Consider the following 20,824-nt stretch of genomic DNA (forward strand, 5'->3'; position numbering starts at 1 on the left):
TTCTTTCTTACATTATTAACTTCAGCCCTTACTTCTTTTTTATTTCATTAGAGAAAGAATATGGATAATCTTCCGGATGTATTCCTCTCTGCAAGTTGGGCTTATTACCCATATCAAATTTCAGGACACCCCCCTTCAACAGGTCTTCGTGTTTCACATAATTCTTCGTATATTCATCTCCATCCAGGCGAAGCGATTCAATATACATATTTTCAGAACTATTGTTTGCTGCATCAATGACCAATGAACGACCATTCTCCAGATGAAGTGTAGTTTTCTTGAACAAAGGAGCACCGAGAACATATTCATCGGTTCCCGGACAAACCGGATAGAAACCTAATGCTGAGAACACATACCAGGCAGAAGTCTGCCCATTGTCTTCATCTCCACAATACCCATCAGGACCGGGAGTATACATACGGTTCATCACCTGACGCAACCAATATTGAGCTTTCCAAGGCTGTCCGGCATAATTGTACATGTAAATCATGTGCTGTATAGGCTGGTTACCATGCGCATAGTTACCCATATTCATCACTGTCATTTCACGTATTTCGTGGATCACCTGTCCATAATAGCTGTCATCGAAGATAGGAGGAACAATAAACACAGAATCCAACATTTCGACAAATACTTTTTCACCACCCATCAAATCGATCAGACCTTGCGGATCATGGAAAACAGACCAGGAATAATGCCAGCTGTTTCCTTCTGTAAATGCATCTCCCCATTTCAAAGGAGAGAAAGGTGCCTGGAACTGCCCATCTTTATTACGCCCACGCATCAATAGGCTTTCCTTATCGAACACGTTCTTATAGTTCATAGCACGATTAGCAAAAAGTTTCTGCTCTTTCTTCGGACGATCCAGCGCTTTTGCCATCTGATAGATACACCAGTCATCATAAGCATATTCCAGAGTACGGGCAGCATTCTCATTGATCTTTACGTCATAAGGAACATAACCTAATTCATTATAATATTCATGACCGAGACGTCCGGTAGAAGAAACTTCCGGATGTACATTCTTTGTGCCATGAATAAGTCCTTCATACAAGGTAGCCACATCATCCACTTTAACCCCTTTCAGATAGGCATCAGCCAATACAGAAGCAGAGTTATTACCAATCATACAACCGCGATGTCCCGGGCTAGCCCATTCAGGGAAGAAACCGCTTTCCTTATATGTATTGACGAGACCTTCCTGGATTTGTTTGTTTACCGAAGGATACATCAGGTTGAGGAAAGGGAACAGGCAACGGAAAGTATCCCAGAAGCCGGTATCCGTATACATATATCCAGGTAATACCTGACCATTGTAAGGACTATAATGAACAGGATTGCCCGCCTCATCAAATTCATAAAAAGCACGGGGGAAAAGTACCGAACGATACAGACAAGAATAAAAAGTACGATACTGATCAAGATTACCACCATCCACTTCTATTTTACCCAATACCTCGTTCCAGGCATCTTGCCCTTTCTGAACCAAAGTATCAAAACTATCGTTTCCAAGCTCTTTCAAGTTTCTGTCTGCCTGCTCAAAACCGATAAAGGAAGAGGCTACACGAGCATGCACGATTTCTCCTTTACGGGTTTTAAAACCAATAATTGCACCTGCATGTCCGGCCTTCTGTTCTTTTTGATTCTCTGTCAAAACGCCATCGGCAACAGAAGCCTGATAAGTGAAAGGCTTGTCGAACTCAATGACAAAGTAGTTCTTGAAGTTATCGGGCACTCCACCACTGTTACGGGTTGTATATCCGATAATCTTATTTTGTTCAGGAATAATTTTAATATAAGATCCTTTGTCGAAAGCATCCACTACAATATATGAATGTTCATTCTCCGGAAAAGTAAAACGGAATAAAACAGCACGTTCAGTGGGAGTAAACTCCGTCACGACATCGTGTTCAGCAAGATACACCTTATAATAATGAGGTAATGCAACTTCTCCTTTATGAGAGAACCAACTGGCACGCTTATCTTCATTAAATTCGGGTTTGCCTACTACCGGCATGATAGAAAACTGACCGTAGTCATTAATCCAGGGACTGGGTTGGTGGGTTTGTTTAAAACCACGGATTTTATGGGCGGTATATACATACTGCCAACCATCTCCCATTTTTCCTGTTTGAGGAGTCCAGAAATTCATACCCCATGGACGTGCGATAGCAGGGTATGTATTACCTGTAGATAGTTCGAAACTGGATAACGTACCCATCAGCGGGTTAACGTATTGTGTTAAATCTTTAGCCTGCGCCCAGAGAGCACAGCCCAAAAAGCACATTGATAAAAGCAGCTTTCTCATACTATTATATTTATAAGATTATATATTTCAAAAGTTTCCTTTTATTTTTTGGGAGACAAAAATACACTATTTCCTACAATTTTATATTCAATAGGTATTGCATTTGTACTTTTAATCAAATTCAGGATTTCCTCCACAGTGTTTTTCTTCTTCAGTGTACCCGAATATGTTTTAGTAGCATCCATATCAGGCGCCAGAATAATCTTCACTCCATAAGAATTCTCTAAAGTACGGGCAATCGTAAATATATCGGCATTTTCAAAGACAAACTGATTATTATGCCAATTCTCAATACCTGTATCCACTTGCTTCACTACCAGACGACGAGTTACAGCGTTCAATTCGGCTTTTTGCCCCGGGGCCAACACAATCATACCCTCATTGTGATTGCCTTTCACCTCAATTTCTCCCTTAATCAGTGTAGCTACTGCCGAGCGGTTCATCTTATCACTCTTCAAGTTAAAAACCGTACCCAGCACTCTGACTTGCATGGCTTCACTTCGCACAATAAAAGGCTTTTCTACATTTCTCTTTACTTCAAAATAGGCCTCTCCCTCCATATACACATTTCTTCCCTTTTCAGAGAACTCACGTGGATACTTCAAGGTTGTATGCTTATTCAACCATACTTTAGTGCCATCGGGCAGCATCAACTCCTTCACCTCATCCCGGGCTACAACAGCCACTAACTGTTCTTCACTTTGAGCCTGATAGATATGATAGCTCAAACCGGATACAAAGAAAATTCCTATGAACATAGCAGCATACTTCATCCAAGTATGCATTCTACGCACCTTGAACTGTTTAGCTTCTTCCTGTGCCAACCGTTTGAATAACTGCTTTTCTGCTTTTTCTATTTTTTTCTCATCAGTAGAATCGCCATTCTTTCCCAGATGATATATTTCCTCTATCCTGAACAATTCACGCGCATTATCGTCCGACTCGTTCAGCCAAGTGTTCACCTCACGGAGTTCTTCTTCAGAACATTCACCCATAAGGAATTTGACCAGTAATTCTTCATTCAACTTATTTTTTCCTTCCTTCATCATACTAATAAAACAATCGTTTCGACAAAAACACTTATACCTTATTCAATAAAAACAGGACTAACATAAAGTTGAGGTAGCCCAATCTTTCACGCAGGAACTTCAAAGCTTTATACATGTGAGCCTCTACCGTCCGCAACGATATTCCCATTGTTTCTGCAATTTCTTTGTTCTTCATATCATGCAGATAACTGAGTTTGAAAACCATCTTGCATTTATCCGGCAGTTCATTAATGGCTTCGGAAAGCTCTCTTCTAAGCTCACGATCCTCTATCCTTTTCACTACATCATTACTATCCGGCTGATAGAATTCAACCCTCTTCTGATTAATTTCCGTTACGACAGCTTCGTAACTATTCTTGATGTCCCGGTGCTTCAAAACATTCAAAGCACGGGTATACACCGCCCGATACAGAAATGCCTGTATCTGCTCTCCCACCGTCACTGTATCTTTTCGTCGCCACAATTCCACAAATACATCTTGTACTACGTCCTCTGCTTCTTCCTCACCCACAATACGTGTGGCATAGAAAAGCAGATTGGCATAGTATTTACGGAAAAGGAGTTTATAAGTTGAATCAAAGTTATCACCCATAATCCCACAACTTCATTTTATCACTCTATTGCATACCACACTGCCCCCGGTTTATTCCCCATCTCAAATTCAAAGACAGAGCCATTCATTATTTGTTCATGTGTGATATAGCTTTTATCATAAGGTTTCCCGTCGAGTTTCACCGACTGGATATATATATTCTCTTTACTAACAGCCGGCGCCAATACCGTAAATATCTTGCCGTTATCCAAATGCATTTTCATTTCAGGATACATAGGGGTGCCTATTTCATATCTGCCACTAACCGGATCTACCGGATAGAATCCCATTGCGCTAAATACGTACCAGGCAGACATCTGACCACAATCCTCATTCCCGCATAAACCGGCAGGCGTGTTTTTATAAAGTTCATGCATCACCTCGGCGGCATATTTCTGAGCCTTCCAAGGTTGCCCTACAGCATTAAACAAATAAATGACATGATGACTCGGTTCATTTCCATGCGCATACTGCCCAATCATTCCGGTACTGAAAATAGGCAGATCTTCATCCGCAGAAGGATTATAAGTGAACATACTATCCAGTTTCTGGGCAAAACGCTCCGTACCTCCGACCAAGCCAATCAAACCATCGACATCTTGCTGCACAGACCAGAAATATTGCCAACCGTTACTTTCGCAAATATGTGGAGTATAGTCATCCGGACTGAAGGGTTGAATAAAATTTCCTTTATTATCACGCGGCTGCATAAAAGAAGTCTGGGGATTATATACATTCTTATAGTTTTGAGAACGTTTATAGAATTCAGCTGCAATCTGTCTTTCACCCAACTTTTCTGCCATACGGGCAATACAATAGTCATCGTAAGCGTATTCCAGAGTTTTAGAGAGCGACCAGTTCTCCGAGTTATAATGATCCGTCACATCATAAGGTACATAACCATACTTTTTATACAATCCAATTCCGCGATATTCATCTATATTGGCTGTAGCTACACAGGCTTCCAAAGCTTTCTTCGGATCAAAATTTCCTATACCTTTCAGATAAGCATCCACAATTACCGGTACAGCATGATAACCTATCATCATGTCCGTTTCACTTCCATAGAAGTTCCATACCGGAAGACGTCCGTTCTGTTCATAGAAAGCAAGAAAAGACTGAACCATATCGTTCACACGTTGTGGCTCTATATAAGTGTAAAGAGGATGAGCGGCACGATAGGTATCCCACAATGAGAAAGTGCTGTAATTTTTCCATCCATCTGCCTGATGCACTTGTTTATCGGGACCGTAATAGGTACCGTCCACATCATTATAAATAGTCGGTGCCAGCATAGAGTGATACAGAGCCGTATAAAATTTGACTTTCTCATCAGGATCATCGCATGTGATTTCTATTTTAGAAAGTTGCTCATTCCAATTTTTCCGGGTAACAGCCAGATATTTATCGAAATCATCCTCCGGTACTTCAGCAGCAAGATTACGGGCAGCACCCTCCATGCTTACGCCTGATATGGCAGTGGTTACAAGAATCTGCTCTCTTGCAGTGGTATGGAAATCAAAACGGGCGATAGCAGACGTTCCTATTCGTTCACCATCCTTGACAATAGCAGCAGTATCCAACTGTATTGCTTTAAACGGTTTAGAGAAGCGGGTACGAAAATAAATATGCTGATCGCGTGCCCAACCGTCAGAAAAGCGATACCCTTGTATGGTAACAGAATCGACTCTCTCAATATAAGTATCATTGGTAGAATCCCAATTCATAGCCTTTCGCAAGTTCAGGAAAATGGCAGCATCTGCTTCGGGAAAGGTATAGCGTTGAATACCGCAACGCTCGGTTGCTGTCAGTTCTACGTTGATATCATAGTCTTTCAACCGAACCTGATAATATCCGGCACTGGCAGTTTCTTCGGAGTGAGAAAATAAAGAATGAATACCCAATGGAGCATCTGCTTCTTTATAGGGTAAAGTAACAGGCATAAAAGATATATCATATAAATCACCCGCCCCGGTACCTGAAAGATGGGTATGACTAAAACCTGCAATCGTACTGTCCGGATAGAAATAACCGGAGATACGATCCCATCCCGGAAGTCCGTTATCAGGACTTAGCTGCACCATGCCGAACGGGGCTTGTGCTCCGGGATATGTATTCCCGGTAAAATCCGTACCGATAAAGGGGTTGACATACTCTGTGGCATAGCACTTACTTTTCGTATCCGGTTGTTGGGACACACACGCTGAAAGGGAGAAAAGGAATAAAACCAGTAAAAACAATTCTGACAATTTCATAATACTACATAGTTAACGTGCATATGTAACAACTCAGCATCCGGAAACACTTAGCGGTTTCTCAAATAAATTCATCGAACGAACAAATATAGTCTAAAAATTCCAATTAATTTATAACTTTGCCGCAAAAAGCGACAATGAGCTATACGACTTATCTCTTTGACTTTGACTACACGCTCGCAGACTCCTCGCGCGGCATCGTTACCTGTTTCCGTAATGTGCTCAATCAACATGGTTATACAGATGTAACCGATGAAGATATTAAACGCACCATCGGAAAAACTTTGGAAGAATCTTTCTCCATCCTGACGGGGGTGACGGATGAAGACCAACTGGCTGGTTTTAAGAGTGAATACAGGAAGGAAGCGGATACCCACATGACAATAAACACCGTACTCTTTCTGGAAACCAAGTCCGTGCTGCTTGCACTGAAAGATGCAGGTGCATTCATCGGCATCATCTCCACCAAATACCGTTACCGCATAAAGGAAATGCTCGACCAGCACTTCCCCGGCAGCTTCTTCAATATCATTGTTGGTGGAGAAGATGTACAAACAGCCAAACCTTCACCTGAAGGATTACTGTTTGCCATCAAACAACTGCACGTCACCAAAGCAGAAACCCTTTACATTGGCGACAGTACAGTAGATGCAGCCACAGCCAAAGCGGCAGGTGTGGACTTTGCCGGTGTAACCCATGGGGTAACCACGGCCGAAGAATTAAGCAAATATCCGCATTGGAAAATTATGAACTCACTGGAAGAACTGTTGGAAGCGGATGAACAACCAACTCATGATAAGCAGTCGACTGATGATACACCTCCGAGTACGGATGTAACAGTATCCTCCCATCCGATTGTCAACTCACCTTCCGTTCCAGTTATTGCTCCCCGCCCCACTCCCCGCAAAAGGAAAATGATCAATATCTGGCAAATACTAATCCTGGCAGTGCTACTATGGTTATCTTTTGAAGAAGGAGAAGACAGTAATGTTTTTCTATGGTCTTTCATACTGGTGCTTTGGTATATCCTTACCAAACGCAGAATTCTACCAGACCGTGTATTAGATCTTATATCCCCCTGGTGGACTCCCTGTAAGAAGTACCTTCGAGCCTTGCATATCAAGATGGTACGTGGAAAAGACATTCCGCCCATCAGTGAGGAAAGTAACATCTGCCTGAATTGTGATACCGTTTATACAGGTAGCTATTGCAACCGTTGCGGCCAAAGCCGGAATACTCCCCGCTACCGTTTCAGTAATGCATTCAGAAATATATTAGGAGGATTCACCAATATTGATAATGGTTTCGGGCGTACCCTTCTGGACTTGCTCTACCGCCCGGGATATATGATCAGAGACTTCATTGCCGGCAAACGAATCTTATACTTCCGTCCCTTCCAGACATTATTTGTACTTGCCGCCCTTTACATCATGGCGGTGCAACTGGTAGATCCTGAAGCCCTGAAAGAGAAAAAAGGGAAGTCTCCGGAAGTACAAAGACAAGAAATACTTACTACACGCGAACAATTGCAAAAACAGATAGAAGTAGCAGACCCGATTACCCAAAAAGTCCTGAATAAAACGATAGAAAGTCTGGATAAAGAATTGAAAAAACTGGAAGCAAAAAGTTCTCTTAAAAAGGATAACATCACCCTCCAAATAAATGGTGATGAAGATGACGAACTCATAGATGAACTTCTGGAAGGTGGATCATCAGTATTTAATAAGCTTGAAAAAGCCATTCACAATACACCTTTTCTGGAAAAAGTATGGAACTTACTGAAAAGTTGGGGACATGGTAACAAGGCATTCCGTATTATCGCCACATTACCTCTCTTTGCGCTGGCAACACTCATGGCTTTCCGCCGTAAAAAGAACAAACTGCGCTATAATCTGACAGAGCATGTATTTATACAAGCTTATATTGCCTGCCAGATACTCTTGCTTAGTATCATAGTGCTTCCTTTCAACGGCAGTGCACAGGTAGGCGATTTATACGAATTGCCCATACTATTCATCTTTGCCCTCTTCTGCCTGGATTATAAGCAACTGTATGGATATACTTGGTGGAGAAGCTTCTGGACCACAATACTGATGTTCTTCTATAGTTTAATACTGCTTATTATCTTTGCTATTATTGTAGTAACCCTGATAATTGCGGCAGTTTATATACTAAAACCACTTTTATAATTCATAAGAATACCCAGCCACTCAATTATATAATAAAAGTTCTCCCTATCAATTGATATGAGAGAACTTTTATTTATTTCAGGATAAATCAATGCGTACCTATTATTTCGGATTTGCAAGAGCCCCTACCATCCATTCTGCAAAAGGATAAGTATTCATCATACCGGAATTGATTGAGGAACAAGTCCAGGCATCCCAACTGTTCTGAGTTAATGTACGCAAGTCTGCCATATACGGAGAATATTCAAATGATTCCGGAACATTTTTCCCATCATCACCCAAATAATACGAACAATAATTCTCATACCAGCCACCCATCCAATAATCGGCAGGATCGGTTGATACAAATCCATCTCCTGTCACATCATCTTTCAGAAAAATTACCCCATCCGTAAAGTCCTTTGCATCATATGTGATAGACATGGATTCATTCTTTATAGAAAAACGACCATCACCATTGGCATCATAACCAAAACCACGAATAGACCGACTGTCATCACCACCAAATCCTGGCCCCATCACAACAAAGAAGCGAGGATCTGCTTTAGCTATTGCTAAGATCATCTGATATCCGGTGGATTGGTCACTTTCTTTCCAGCGATATCCCCAACTCAAGAAATGGACATTATCCTGTGTCGGATCTTCCCAGTTGTCACCACTTATCCATTGCACGCCTAATGCAGACTGACATTCTCCCTCTCCTGTCCAGAATTGAATATCACTCATAGACTTTACAGCATCATAAGCCACATATACATTCACCAGTACAGCAGCATAGGCTTCATCTTTATCCTTATAAGCTGCAAACTTCACGTCGTAAATACCTGCCTTTGCGGGAGTAAACACATACTTCAGTTCAGTTGACACCTTCTCACCATCCACCGTCCACTCAAAACGAGCATTTTCACCATTTTCCACTTTCGCCTCCAAAGTGAGGGACTTTCCAAGTGCAACATCTTGTTTTTCACCATCGACAATGGACACTGAGAGTAGTAAAGCATTGTCGTTGGAATCATCGTCACTACAAGATGCTAATCCTATAGTAAGGACAAGGCATGATAAAAAATAAATAATATTATTCTTCATAGTTATCTAAAATTAGAAGTGAAGAAGACTCCAGCCGGATATTTTGTACAATCATTATAAGCAGCTCTCAGTGTAGGAGTTGTACCACTAAAATCGAATATACTAATCTGATTGATACCCACATTATCTCCATATCCTTTTATCGTATTGAAATAAACTCCTTCCGTTACCGGATCAACAGTAACTGTATTATAAACGATATTGGCATTTTCTACCATCTCTTTAACATCTACCATCAGTTTAGTTTCATTAGTACTAAAAATATGACGGTAAATTTTAGTAGCGAGACCACTCATATACAATGTATCTCCTTTAGCTGTTATACTGGGAGCAGCAGCAAATGAAGCTGACAACGTTTTTGTAGCATCTGTATTCGACGACAAATCGTTTTCTTTTATAATTGAGTAATCTTTAGCACTTACCTTAGCTATTTTACCGGATGCTACTGATACCCAAACGTTATTATCTGATGATTTCACGACGCCTGAGATCTTACCATCAAATTCAACTGTTGCCGACACTTTATCCTTTCCAGTTTCTATAACAAGAAGGTTCTTGTCTTGCGAAGCAAAAACTTTTCCTCCAACAACTGCCATTGTATTTTTTCTGGCTCTTTCTGTACCTTCTATAAGGGTAGCCTCTCCCGTAGAAGGATGAAACAACTTAATGCCAGCATTATCGCGCAGATAAATATTATCATCACTCAGCACCGCCACATGGGTAGGCCAATCAATCTTCCCCTTCAATTCATCACCAAAAGCAGTTTCCAGTTTCAATGTTTCAGCATTGACAACCGTCAAAAAGCCACCCTCATTACCTCCATTCTGAGATACAATATACATTTTATTGTTGGCAATAAACACATCCTGCGGAACACTGCCTAACCATGCGCCATTGTTTTCTTTTTGGAAAGCCTTCTCCACAAGTTCTCCCTCCGGACTTATAAAGATTAGGTAGCCACCTTTATCACCTCCCCAGGCTGCACCTTCGTTCAGGATAAAGGTTCCATACTTGTACTTTCCATACACGTCGAGGTCTAACTTGGCTGCTGCTTCACCTTGCTCTGCATTTGAAACAGTCAGTTGAATTTCACTTTTTCCAAGATCCGTCGCAGTAAAATCATAAGTAGAAGTGGTAGAGACTTCCTTACCATTCAATGTCCAGACGTATTGCACCTCAGAACTTCCCTCTACTACAGCCTTTAGATTCAAAGTTGCACCTTGCACTACTTCCTGTGCTTCGGTACCCTCTATCACAACCGTCAAAGGCGACAACGGTTCTTTGTCATCATCACTACAAGATACCAGTCCTACCGTAAGGACAAGGCATGATAAAAAATAAATAATGTTCTTCTTCATTGTTAGTATATAAAAAATTAAAAACTAAAATTCAAACATCAACGAGCACAGCACATTGCGCAATGGCATCGGATAGTATTGTGTCGACTCGTAATAGGTATTCAGAATGTTATCCACACGTACTTGTGAAGTAAGTTGCATACCGTTCCCTAATTTCCACAAATAACCCACCAATAAGTTATGAACCGTATAAGGACGGGTTGAATAAGATTCATCAGTTGTGACATAACGTTTACCTATATAAGTAGTCTGCCACGAACAAAAGGCTTTTTTATAATCGAATGCCAGCCGTGCATTCCATTTCAATTCGGGCACATAAGGGATCTGCTGCATATAGGAATTGTCATCTACATGCTGCTTCTTCCGCGTACGCGAACGCGCCCAACTGAAATTGCCGGAAAGTGTAGTTTTGAAATCCCCGAAACTAAGCACCATTTTGCCTGTAAACTCTGCTCCCAGCGAGAGAACGTTACGTTTGTTCTGAGGTGTCCATATCCACTGGTTGCCATCTTTGGGAAGCCACAATATCCAATTGTCAATATGCATCAGGTAACCGGAAGCCTCTGCATTCAATGTTATCCAGAAGGTCAAATCATTCTTATAACCGATGGCTGCGTCATAAGAATAGCCGTCTTCTGGTTTCACATCGGGATTTCCACCGGGACGCCAATAAAGATCATTCATACTGGGAAAACGGTAATTATACGACATGCTACCCTTTACGTAGAAGGTCTTATCAAAAAAGTTAGTGGCAAAACCAGCCGACCATGTAGACACATTCCGGCTATTATTCTGCTCGAACATATACTGCCCATGTAGTTGTAACCATGGCAATAATGTCCAGTTCGCCGAAGCCTGCCATGACAACACATTGCGGTAATGCTTCAATGGCAGATCGGGTACTGGTATATTATAATACACATCATCTATCAGGTACTTAGCGGAATCCACATCAATGTAACTACTCACATTTACCAAGTCGTGTGTATAGGTAAGCGTAGTATTCAACACCAACTCGTCAACAGGTGCACACGAATAATCAGCAACACCCTGCCATGTCTGCGAAGAGTTGATATTGCCTTCCGGATCGAACAACCCGCCATCAAACCATTTATCATACTTCAGACGATAATAGAGCCATGCGCCTTTTATATGAAATTCATGAATGCCACGCACGTAGTCGAACCCTACATACCCGCGAATATTCGTTTCATTCTGCTGTTCGTGTGTCTTTCCCACAATGCCTAATGGTTGGGGCAACATACGCTTCCCTTGCTGTATCCAGCCTACAGCAGCCAGTTGTACGTATGAATTCAGTTTAAAGTACCCTTCCTGCATCGCACTCCATTGTGAGTATTTGGCATCCTGCCGCTTCTCACGGAAGGCTTCATTAGTAAGTACTTTATTAATATAAGTATAGTCATTATCCGAATGTTGGTAAAACAAACGCGTTTTCGAAACCACCCGTTTGCCACTTACATTAATCTGTGTTCCTCCGGTATATGTGTTATAAGAACCATATTCTCCAAAGAATTTACCTGTAATCCCCTTTCCCCACTCCGGATCATTGAAGATGTTTACACTCCCACCCACAGCACCGGTACCACTCTTCACATGACTGCTTCCATAATAAAGGTTCACGTTGTCGGCAAAGAAGACAGGGAACTGCGAAAAATCAAACACTCCGGACATCGGCGGCGTAATGTTGATTCCATTCCAGTTGACCCGGGTTTGTGCAGCACTTCCTCCCCGGAAAGAGGCTGTAGATAACGCTCCCGTGCCCAGACTCTTAATGTAGGTAGCTGAATTTTCGGTCAATAACTCAGAAAACGAACGGGTTTTATTGATTTGCAACAATTCAGGTTCAAGATGCGTCACTTTTGCACCGGCATTTGCTTCATTGGCATGGCGTATCCGACGGGCTACAATCTGTACCTCATCCAGATTCAGGCCATAGGCAATCGTATCCTTTTTCTGAGCTATCGCATCAGTCACCAGCAGACATGCGGCAACTATCAGGAAAAACAGTTTTCTCATAAACTTAAATTATTGAACTTCGGATGATTCAGGGAAATAGACCTGATTGGGATAAATACCAACACGGTAACTTTCAACATTTCCACTCTCTTTATAATGACGAATATAGCCACGCTGTGCCGAATAGTCCAGGCAATCGCAGATATACACTCCCCCTTGCGGACTTACTCCACAACCATACATCATATCTACTCCCGGCACATGACGATGTAATTTGAAAGTACCGTCATCCGTATTCAACGTATAAATACTTTGCTGCGAATCATTCGGAAGACCCGGTTTGCAGGTTCGCACACTAAAATAAATCAGAGTTTTAGTAGCATCCATGTCTGTCCGGTTATAGCTGATAGTTCCGGTTACATCTCCTTCTTTGGCTTCATTCTTACTGACAAAAGGCAGTCTGTAAGTAGTCACTACCTTCTCCGTCTGCGGATCAATACACTTTAACAGGATAGCAGTAAGTTTACCTTTATCACGTTCGTTCATCAAAGCCCATATCTTACCGTTTTTGTCTTTCAGCAATTTACAGGTTTTAGTGACTTCCTCATTATAGACTTCTTCTATCATGCGGCTTCCTTCCAGAGTAATATTGTCCAGGTCGAACACATAAACCCCTTTTGCTGTAATACCAAATAGTTTATGATCAGCCACTTCCATATATTCCACCCATTTTCTGATAACAATATATTCCAAGGGAGTACCATAAGGAGGTACGGTACGGATACGTACCAGCTGGCTGGGCAAATCAACACCGGAGACATTGTTACTTAAAAGATCGGAAACGATAGCAGTGGTATCCGATATAGCCACAATCTGACGCGGTAATCCTGCCTGTGTATAAAGTATCGTACCTTCGGATTCGAAGGTCTTGGAATTTACAATCTCGATTTTCTTAGAATTGTTCAAAGCGATGAAGTACTTCCCATTAATCATCGTAATAGATTGTGCTACATCCCCTAACGGTCGGTTATTCACAACACGAAAGACATCGGGACTCACCATCCCGTTACGGTACAATACGGATATAGCTCCCATATTCGTACCTATTCTTCCCTCGTTCAAAACAATAGCTTCGATATTACCTTCGCCCACTCCGGCAGGAAAATCATCCTCATACTCGCAGGCGGATAATGACACCATTAGCACTGCACAACATAACCTCAAAATGCGTTTCTTCTGCATACACACAATTATTTTCCGTTATGTTTCGAGGTACGAAGTCCGAGCAATGACCTCCCATATCTATAACAATATGAGTTGAAGCAATGTGAATCTCTTACGTTTCTTTTCCCCCGAAACTGTAGATTGCAGACTTTGCAGGCAGGTCTTCTGACTCGCTTCCCTTCCGGAAGTCCTTCCCATCCTATACGGACAGTGGACAAGTGTAGAATTTATCCGAAAAGTTTTATGAAGCTCACAGCAGTGGGTCTGTTCAGGAGTTTCACCTGATTCCCTTTTCACCTCGTTTAATAAGATATATCACGAAGCACCCGAAAGCCGGATTCTTAAATCCGGGCGCAAATATAGATATTATAAATCATGCAAAGAAGAATATTCTAAAAAAAGAGAAAATGAATTTAATGTTTTATTCTCTCTTGTAAGTTTGCTTGGTTCGGTACTCAATACTTTATGAATAACCCCCATATATTCATTATATCTGAGTCTTATTTACTCCGTATTTTCTCCGTACCTATACGCTTGGACTTGGTACGGAGTTGGTACGGCCTTGACACGGAGTTGGTATGAAGCAGACTTGCAAGAATCCCTTCCTGACAGATTTCACAAATCTATTCCTCAAAAAAAGAGGAAGAAACGTTTGTCTGTTCCAAATAAAAAAAGTACTTTTGTGCCCGATTATTCCGCACCGGGTTCGACAAAGTGCTTTCTAAGTGATTAGAGACCACCCGACGGAGCTAACTTATACATTATATATAAGAAATGTACGCAATTGTAGAAATCAACGGTCAGCAATTTAAAGCAGAAGCTGGCAAAAAGCTGTTTGTACACCACATCCAGAATGCAGAAAACGGTACAACAGTAGAATTTGACAAAGTTCTTTTGGTAGACAAAGAAGGTGCTATCACCGTAGGTGCTCCCACTGTAGAAGGTGCAAAAGTAGTTTGCCAGATTGTATCAAGCTTGGTAAAAGGTGACAAAGTTCTCATTTTCCACAAGAAAAGAAGAAAAGGTCATCGCAAGTTGAACGGTCACCGTCAGCAATTCACAGAGTTAACAATTACAGAAGTAGTAGCTTAATCAATTTAAAACAGTAAGAAGAAATGGCACATAAAAAAGGTGTCGGTAGTTCTAAGAACGGCCGCGAATCACAGAGCAAGAGATTAGGCGTTAAGATATTTGGTGGCGAAGCTTGCAAAGCAGGTAACATCATCATTCGTCAAAGAGGTACTGAATTCCACCCGGGTAACAACATCGGTATGGGTAAAGACCACACTCTTTTCGCTTTAGTAGACGGAACTGTACAGTTCAAAGTAACCAAGGAAGACAGACGTTATGTATCTGTAATCCCTGCTGAAAGCACAGAAGCGTAAGTTTCAGAATAAGAAATAAAGAAAAGGGATGTAATCCAATGGATTGCATCCCTTTCTTTTTATAGCAAAAACAACACCTTATTTGTTTTTTACTTATCTTTGTACTCTCAAATCAAGATTTTAATCAAAACAAAGTATCAAGATATGCTTACCATCAAACAAATTACAGAAAACACCGACGCGGTGATCCGCGGACTGGAAAAGAAGCATTTCAAAAATGCTAAAGAGACAATAGACCAGGTAATTGCCTTTAACGACAAAAGACGTAGCACACAGTCTGTATTAGATAATAACCTCTCAGAAGTGAACTCTATTTCCAAATCTATCGGACAACTGATGAAGGAAGGAAAGAAAGAGGAAGCTGAAACGGCCAAAAGTCGTGTAGCCGAGCTAAAAGAAAGCAACAAGACTCTACAAGCCGAAATGGACCAGGCTGCTGAAGATATGCAGAATCTGCTCTACACCATTCCTAATATACCTTATGATGAAGTACCCGAAGGTGTGGGTGCCGAGGATAATGTAGTAGAGAAAATGGGCGGCATGGAAACCGAACTTCCCAAAGATGCACTGCCTCACTGGGAACTGACGAAGAAATATGATTTGATTGACTTCGACCTGGGTGTAAAGATCACAGGAGCCGGATTCCCGGTTTACAAAGGAAAAGGTGCACAGTTGCAACGCGCACTGATCAACTTCTTCCTGGACGAAGCCCGTAAGGCTGGTTATCTGGAAATCATGCCTCCGACAGTGGTAAATGCAGCTTCCGGTTACGGAACGGGTCAGTTGCCCGATAAGGAAGGCCAGATGTACCATTGCGAAGTAGACGATTTATATCTCATTCCAACAGCTGAAGTACCTGTAACAAATATCTATCGCGACGTGATTCTGGAAGAGAAACAACTTCCTATTAAAAACTGTGCTTACACGCAGTGTTTCCGTCGCGAAGCCGGATCTTACGGTAAAGATGTGCGCGGTTTGAATCGTCTGCACGAATTTTCCAAAGTAGAACTGGTACGCATTGACAAGCCGGAACATTCCAAACAGTCTCACAAAGAGATGCTGGACCATGTAGAAGGATTGTTGCAGAAACTGGAATTGCCATATCGAATCCTTCGCCTGTGTGGCGGTGATATGAGCTTTACAGCTGCTCTTTGCTTCGACTTCGAAGTTTATTCCGAGGCGCAAAAGCGCTGGCTGGAAGTAAGTTCCGTTTCTAATTTCGATACTTATCAGGCTAATCGCTTGAAATGCCGTTACCGTAGTGGAGAAAAGAAAACAGAGCTTTGCCATACATTGAACGGATCTGCATTGGCATTGCCACGCATCGTTGCTGCTTTACTGGAAAATAATCAGACTCCGGAAGGTATCCGTATTCCAAAGGCACTGGTGCCGTATACGGGTTTTGAAATGATTGACTAAAAGATAGAATTCTATCTTTCCGCCACTTCAAACACATAACCGAAAGAATTCTCCTCACTAGAAGACTTCTTTCGGTTGTGTGTTTTATGTATGTTCAATCTACACCCTATCGCAATTATACAAAATGTATTATACGATTTGTATAATACAAAATAAATAATTAGCTTTGTACATCTTAACAATATGTACAATGACCCAAGCGATAAGAAACCCGTTTATCCTGACCGGCACCATTCCACCGGAATACTTCTGTGACCGTAAAAAGGAATCAGAGCGGCTGACTCGTACCATTACTCAGGGAGGAAATATTTGTCTTATTTCACCACGCCGTATGGGCAAATCAAAATTAGTTCGTTTCTGCTACGACAAGCCCGAACTGACAGACTCTTATTATACCTTCTACATCGACATACTACACACTTCCAGCCTACGGGAACTGACCTACACCTTCGGACAAAATGTATTCGAAACACTTAACAGCCAAAGTAAGAAGATGCTGGCAACCTTGGCCCAAGGTTTGAAATCCATACAAGCCAAATTCGGCTTTGACCCTATCAATTACACCCCCACCTTCAGTCTGGAACTGGGTGACATCACAAAGCCCGAATTCACGTTGAGTGAAATCTTCCAATGCCTGGAGAAAGCCGACAAGCCTTGTATTGTGACGTTCGACGAATTCCAGCAAATCACCAGATATCCCGAGAGGAATGTGGAAGCATTGCTCCGCTCACATATCCAGCATTTGGGCAATGTACATTTCATCTTTGCCGGAAGCGAAAGACATCTAATCTCTGAAATGTTCCAATCTTCAGCACGTCCATTCTACAACAGTACTGACATACTGGAGCTACATGCCATAGCTCCCGAAGAATACATTCCTTTTGTAACCCAATGGTTTGAAACTTACGAAAAAACCATCAACAACGAATTGGTAATGCGCATCTATCAACTCTTTGAAGGGAACACCTATTATATGCAAAAGACTTTTCACGAAGCGTTCATCAACACCCCATCCCAGAGCAAATGTACACTATCCAAACTGAATGAAACCGTCAACAGCATACTGGAGGATGCCGGAGATGGCTATCGGCAGTTGTTGTCTCGCATTCCCGAACGACAGAAAGAAGTACTATATGCCATAGCCACCGAAGGAAAAGCAAGCCGAATAATGAGTGCAGCTTTCATCAAAAGCCATTCACTGACTTCCGCCAGTGCCGTACAAGCCGCTACACGAAAACTGATGGAAGCCGATTTATTAAGCGTCGAGAATGAAGTCTACTATGTACCCGACATTCTGCTACGCTTCTATCTGAGAAAATTGCAAGGAATAGCAGTGGAATTATAATCAAACCATCATTCAGCTTTTTCCCCACTTCATTCTTTGTTTTTACCAAATAACCCGTATCTTTGCAAACCGTAACAATCTGAAAGTGATTACGTAATTATACCAACAAAATTTATAGATAATGAACAAAATCATTAGCAAAGAACATTTTTCTGAAAAGGTTTTTAAATTAGAGATCGAGGCACCTTTAATAGCCCGCTCACGTAAGGCAGGACACTTCGTCATTGTACGTGTAGGCGAAAAAGGCGAACGTATGCCATTGACAATTGCAGCGGCTGACACCGTACGCGGTACTATCACTTTGGTAGTACAGGAAGTTGGCCTCTCCTCTACCCGCCTTTGCGAACTGAATGAGGGCGATTACATCACCGATGTGGTAGGTCCGCTGGGACAAGCTACTCATATTGAAAACTTCGGAACAGTGGTTTGTGCAGGTGGTGGTGTAGGCGTAGCTCCCATGCTCCCTATCGTACAGGCTTTAAAAGCTGCCGGTAACCGCGTGATCGCCGTACTTGCCGGACGTAGCAAAGAGCTGATTATCCTTGAAAAAGAAATGCGTGAAAGCGCAGACGAGGTCATCATTATGACCGATGATGGTTCATACGGACGCAAAGGATTGGTAACCGAAGGCGTTGAAGAAGTCATCAAACGGGAGAAAGTGGACAAATGTTTTGCCATCGGCCCCGCCATCATGATGAAATTTGTTTGTTTGCTGACTAAGAAATATGAAATACCGACCGATGTTTCGCTGAATACGATCATGGTGGATGGTACAGGTATGTGCGGTGCTTGTCGCATCACCATCGGCGGAAAGACCAAATTCGTTTGTGTAGACGGACCGGAATTTGATGGTCATCAGGTAGACTTCGACGAGATGTTGAAGCGTATGGGTGCTTTCAAGAGCATCGAACGCGAGGAAATGCACAAACTTGAAGAAGGTGAATCCTGCAAAGCTGTACCGGAACCTGCACAGGAAGTAGACGAGAAAAGTCGTAATGCCGCATGGCGTCTGGAACTTCGCAAGGCAATGAAACCCAAAGAACGTACCGCTATTCCGCGCGTTGAAATGAACGAACTCGATCCGGAATACCGTTCGCATAGTCGCAAAGAGGAAGTAAATCAGGGGCTGACAGAGGAACAAGCCCTGACGGAAGCTAAACGTTGCCTCGATTGCGCAAACCCAGGTTGCATGGAAGGTTGTCCCGTAGGTATTGATATTCCTCGTTTCATCAAAAACATTGAACGCGGAGAAATACTCGAAGCTGCCAAGACACTGAAAGAAACCAGTGCCCTGCCTGCTGTTTGCGGTCGTGTTTGTCCGCAGGAAAAACAGTGCGAGTCTAAATGTATCCACCTGAAAATGAAAGAAAAGCCGGTAGCTATCGGCTATCTGGAACGATTTGCGGCTGACTATGAGCGTGAAAGCGGGCAAATCTCCGTACCGGAGATCAAAGAAAAGAATGGTATTAAGATTGCCGTTATTGGCTCCGGACCTGCCGGACTTTCTTTTGCCGGAGATATGGCTAAATATGGTTACGATGTTACTGTCTTCGAAGCACTTCACGAGATAGGTGGTGTATTGAAGTATGGTATCCCTGAATTCCGCCTGCCGAACAAAGTGGTGGATGTGGAGATTGACAATCTTGCCAAGATGGGGGTTAACTTCATTAAAGACTGTATCATAGGTAAGACTATCAGTGTGGAACAGTTAGAAGAAGAAGGTTTCAAAGGTGTATTCGTAGCATCCGGTGCCGGATTGCCTAACTTTATGAATATTCCGGGAGAGAACTCTATCAATATTTTGTCATCCAATGAATACCTGACGCGTGTCAACCTGATGGATGCAGCAAGTGAAGACTCTGATACTCCGGTACCTTTCGGTAAAAATGTAGCCGTTATCGGTGGCGGAAACACAGCTATGGACTCAGTACGTACTGCACGCCGTTTGGGTGCCGAACGTGCTATGATTATCTACCGTCGTTCCGAAGAGGAAATGCCTGCACGTATCGAAGAGGTAAAACATGCAAAAGAAGAAGGTGTTGAGTTCCTCACATTGCATAACCCTATCGAATACATTGCCGACGAACTGGGAAAAGTGAAACAAGTCATTCTGCAAAAAATGGAACTTGGCGAACCGGATGCTTCCGGACGCCGTAGCCCTGTAGCAATCCCGGGAGCAACGGAAACTATTGATATAGATCTGGCTATCGTCAGCGTCGGAGTTTCTCCTAACCCGATTGTACCTTCTTCTATTCCGGGACTTGAAATGGGACGCAAAGGCACGATTGCAGTAAATGAGAACATGCAGTCATCTATTCCGACCATTTATGCCGGTGGTGATATTGTTCGTGGTGGTGCTACCGTTATTCTTGCTATGGGCGACGGACGAAAAGCCGCTGCTGCTATGCATGAGCAACTGAGCAAGTAAGCAGAATTTGTCAAGAGCAAGTTTACATAACATTAACAAAGCGGGAAGATTTCGGTCTTTCCGCTTTTCTTTTTCCCAAACAGATGATCGGTTTACTCCGATTACATCATTCATTCGCCCTCAACAGATGGTATGTTTCGAGCGATTACATGGTATGTTTTACCCAATTACATGGTATATTATGAACCCAAACATAGTATCTTCTGATA

At 42.3% G+C, this 20,824-nt stretch carries 14 protein-coding genes and 1 riboswitch; of the genes, 6 read left to right on the forward strand and 8 right to left on the reverse strand.

All coding sequences use genetic code 11. The features are described 5' to 3' along the window. Positions 1-28: 28 nt before the first annotated feature. Genes DWW10_RS21935 through DWW10_RS21950 form a run of 4 tightly spaced genes read right to left on the reverse strand, consistent with a single transcriptional unit; the run spans position 29 to position 6,204 of the window. Positions 29-2,308 (reverse strand): GH92 family glycosyl hydrolase, encoded by a 2,280-nt coding sequence (locus tag DWW10_RS21935; RefSeq protein WP_022394492.1) that lies wholly within the window; start codon positions 2,306-2,308, stop codon positions 29-31. Between the two features lie 41 nt (positions 2,309-2,349). Continuing rightward, positions 2,350-3,357 (reverse strand): FecR family protein, encoded by a 1,008-nt coding sequence (locus tag DWW10_RS21940; protein ID WP_118487363.1) that lies wholly within the window; start codon positions 3,355-3,357, stop codon positions 2,350-2,352. A gap of 31 nt (positions 3,358-3,388) precedes the next feature. Further along, on the reverse strand, positions 3,389-3,949 hold the full coding sequence (locus tag DWW10_RS21945; protein WP_022394495.1) for an RNA polymerase sigma-70 factor: 561 nt from the start codon (positions 3,947-3,949) through the stop codon (positions 3,389-3,391). A gap of 20 nt (positions 3,950-3,969) precedes the next feature. Then, positions 3,970-6,204, reverse strand: coding sequence for a GH92 family glycosyl hydrolase (locus tag DWW10_RS21950; RefSeq protein WP_022394496.1), 2,235 nt, complete (start codon positions 6,202-6,204; stop codon positions 3,970-3,972). A 137-nt stretch (positions 6,205-6,341) separates the two neighbouring features. Between DWW10_RS21950 and DWW10_RS21955 the strand changes: the two genes are divergently transcribed. Continuing rightward, the gene (locus DWW10_RS21955) at positions 6,342-8,393 is read left to right on the forward strand and encodes an HAD-IA family hydrolase (protein ID WP_022394497.1); all 2,052 of its coding nucleotides are present in this window, start codon (positions 6,342-6,344) and stop codon (positions 8,391-8,393) included. A 102-nt stretch (positions 8,394-8,495) separates the two neighbouring features. On the opposite strand, the gene DWW10_RS21960 is transcribed toward DWW10_RS21955, so the two are convergent. From DWW10_RS21960 to DWW10_RS21975, 4 genes are read right to left on the reverse strand one after another with little or no spacing between them, the layout of a single operon-like run. Next, positions 8,496-9,479 (reverse strand): PKD-like domain-containing protein, encoded by a 984-nt coding sequence (locus tag DWW10_RS21960; protein ID WP_022394498.1) that lies wholly within the window; start codon positions 9,477-9,479, stop codon positions 8,496-8,498. Between the two features lie 2 nt (positions 9,480-9,481). Further along, on the reverse strand, positions 9,482-10,837 hold the full coding sequence (locus tag DWW10_RS21965) for a DUF5074 domain-containing protein (protein WP_022394499.1): 1,356 nt from the start codon (positions 10,835-10,837) through the stop codon (positions 9,482-9,484). A gap of 24 nt (positions 10,838-10,861) precedes the next feature. Continuing rightward, a complete protein-coding gene (locus tag DWW10_RS21970) occupies positions 10,862-12,874 on the reverse strand; it encodes a TonB-dependent receptor plug domain-containing protein (protein ID WP_022394500.1) in 2,013 nt (670 codons plus the stop codon). A 9-nt stretch (positions 12,875-12,883) separates the two neighbouring features. Beyond that, entirely contained in the window at positions 12,884-14,056 is a 1,173-nt protein-coding gene (locus tag DWW10_RS21975; RefSeq protein WP_022394501.1) for a DUF5074 domain-containing protein, read from the reverse strand. Positions 14,057-14,175: 119 nt separating this feature from the next. After that, positions 14,176-14,383, reverse strand: a riboswitch (cobalamin riboswitch). A 429-nt stretch (positions 14,384-14,812) separates the two neighbouring features. On the opposite strand from DWW10_RS21975, the gene rplU reads away from it, so the two are divergent. The 5 genes from rplU (at position 14,813) to DWW10_RS22000 (ending at position 20,615) form a co-directional block, all read left to right on the forward strand. Beyond that, the gene (rplU, locus tag DWW10_RS21980) at positions 14,813-15,130 is read left to right on the forward strand and encodes a 50S ribosomal protein L21 (RefSeq protein WP_007666485.1); all 318 of its coding nucleotides are present in this window, start codon (positions 14,813-14,815) and stop codon (positions 15,128-15,130) included. 23 nt (positions 15,131-15,153) lie between these two features. Then, positions 15,154-15,423, forward strand: coding sequence for a 50S ribosomal protein L27 (gene rpmA / locus DWW10_RS21985; RefSeq protein ID WP_007212715.1), 270 nt, complete (start codon positions 15,154-15,156; stop codon positions 15,421-15,423). Positions 15,424-15,567: 144 nt separating this feature from the next. Further along, complete coding sequence (gene serS / locus DWW10_RS21990) at positions 15,568-16,842, forward strand: serine--tRNA ligase (RefSeq protein ID WP_022392166.1); 1,275 nt, start codon at positions 15,568-15,570, stop codon at positions 16,840-16,842. A 190-nt stretch (positions 16,843-17,032) separates the two neighbouring features. Then, positions 17,033-18,187, forward strand: a complete 1,155-nt coding sequence (locus tag DWW10_RS21995; protein ID WP_118421084.1) for an AAA family ATPase — start codon at positions 17,033-17,035, stop codon at positions 18,185-18,187. A 121-nt stretch (positions 18,188-18,308) separates the two neighbouring features. Continuing rightward, the gene (locus tag DWW10_RS22000; RefSeq protein WP_022392380.1) at positions 18,309-20,615 is read left to right on the forward strand and encodes a bifunctional dihydroorotate dehydrogenase B NAD binding subunit/NADPH-dependent glutamate synthase; all 2,307 of its coding nucleotides are present in this window, start codon (positions 18,309-18,311) and stop codon (positions 20,613-20,615) included. Positions 20,616-20,824: the final 209 nt, after the last annotated feature.

The sequence above is a fragment of the Bacteroides intestinalis genome, from assembly GCF_003464595.1.
GTDB classification, from domain to species: domain Bacteria; phylum Bacteroidota; class Bacteroidia; order Bacteroidales; family Bacteroidaceae; genus Bacteroides; species Bacteroides intestinalis_A.

Bases quoted from the DNA above. Each gene is read 5' to 3' on its own strand.
- DWW10_RS21935 (WP_022394492.1), bottom strand. From the start codon at position 2,308: ATGAGAAAGCTGCTTTTATCAATGTGCTTTTTGGGCTGTGCTCTCTGG.
- DWW10_RS21940 (WP_118487363.1), bottom strand. From the start codon at position 3,357: ATGATGAAGGAAGGAAAAAATAAGTTGAATGAAGAATTACTGGTCAAA.
- DWW10_RS21945 (WP_022394495.1), bottom strand. From the start codon at position 3,949: ATGGGTGATAACTTTGATTCAACTTATAAACTCCTTTTCCGTAAATAC.
- DWW10_RS21950 (WP_022394496.1), bottom strand. From the start codon at position 6,204: ATGAAATTGTCAGAATTGTTTTTACTGGTTTTATTCCTTTTCTCCCTT.
- DWW10_RS21955 (WP_022394497.1), top strand. From the start codon at position 6,342: ATGAGCTATACGACTTATCTCTTTGACTTTGACTACACGCTCGCAGAC.
- DWW10_RS21960 (WP_022394498.1), bottom strand. From the start codon at position 9,479: ATGAAGAATAATATTATTTATTTTTTATCATGCCTTGTCCTTACTATA.
- DWW10_RS21965 (WP_022394499.1), bottom strand. From the start codon at position 10,837: ATGAAGAAGAACATTATTTATTTTTTATCATGCCTTGTCCTTACGGTA.
- DWW10_RS21970 (WP_022394500.1), bottom strand. From the start codon at position 12,874: ATGAGAAAACTGTTTTTCCTGATAGTTGCCGCATGTCTGCTGGTGACT.
- DWW10_RS21975 (WP_022394501.1), bottom strand. From the start codon at position 14,056: ATGCAGAAGAAACGCATTTTGAGGTTATGTTGTGCAGTGCTAATGGTG.
- rplU (WP_007666485.1), top strand. From the start codon at position 14,813: ATGTACGCAATTGTAGAAATCAACGGTCAGCAATTTAAAGCAGAAGCT.
- rpmA (WP_007212715.1), top strand. From the start codon at position 15,154: ATGGCACATAAAAAAGGTGTCGGTAGTTCTAAGAACGGCCGCGAATCA.
- serS (WP_022392166.1), top strand. From the start codon at position 15,568: ATGCTTACCATCAAACAAATTACAGAAAACACCGACGCGGTGATCCGC.
- DWW10_RS21995 (WP_118421084.1), top strand. From the start codon at position 17,033: ATGACCCAAGCGATAAGAAACCCGTTTATCCTGACCGGCACCATTCCA.
- DWW10_RS22000 (WP_022392380.1), top strand. From the start codon at position 18,309: ATGAACAAAATCATTAGCAAAGAACATTTTTCTGAAAAGGTTTTTAAA.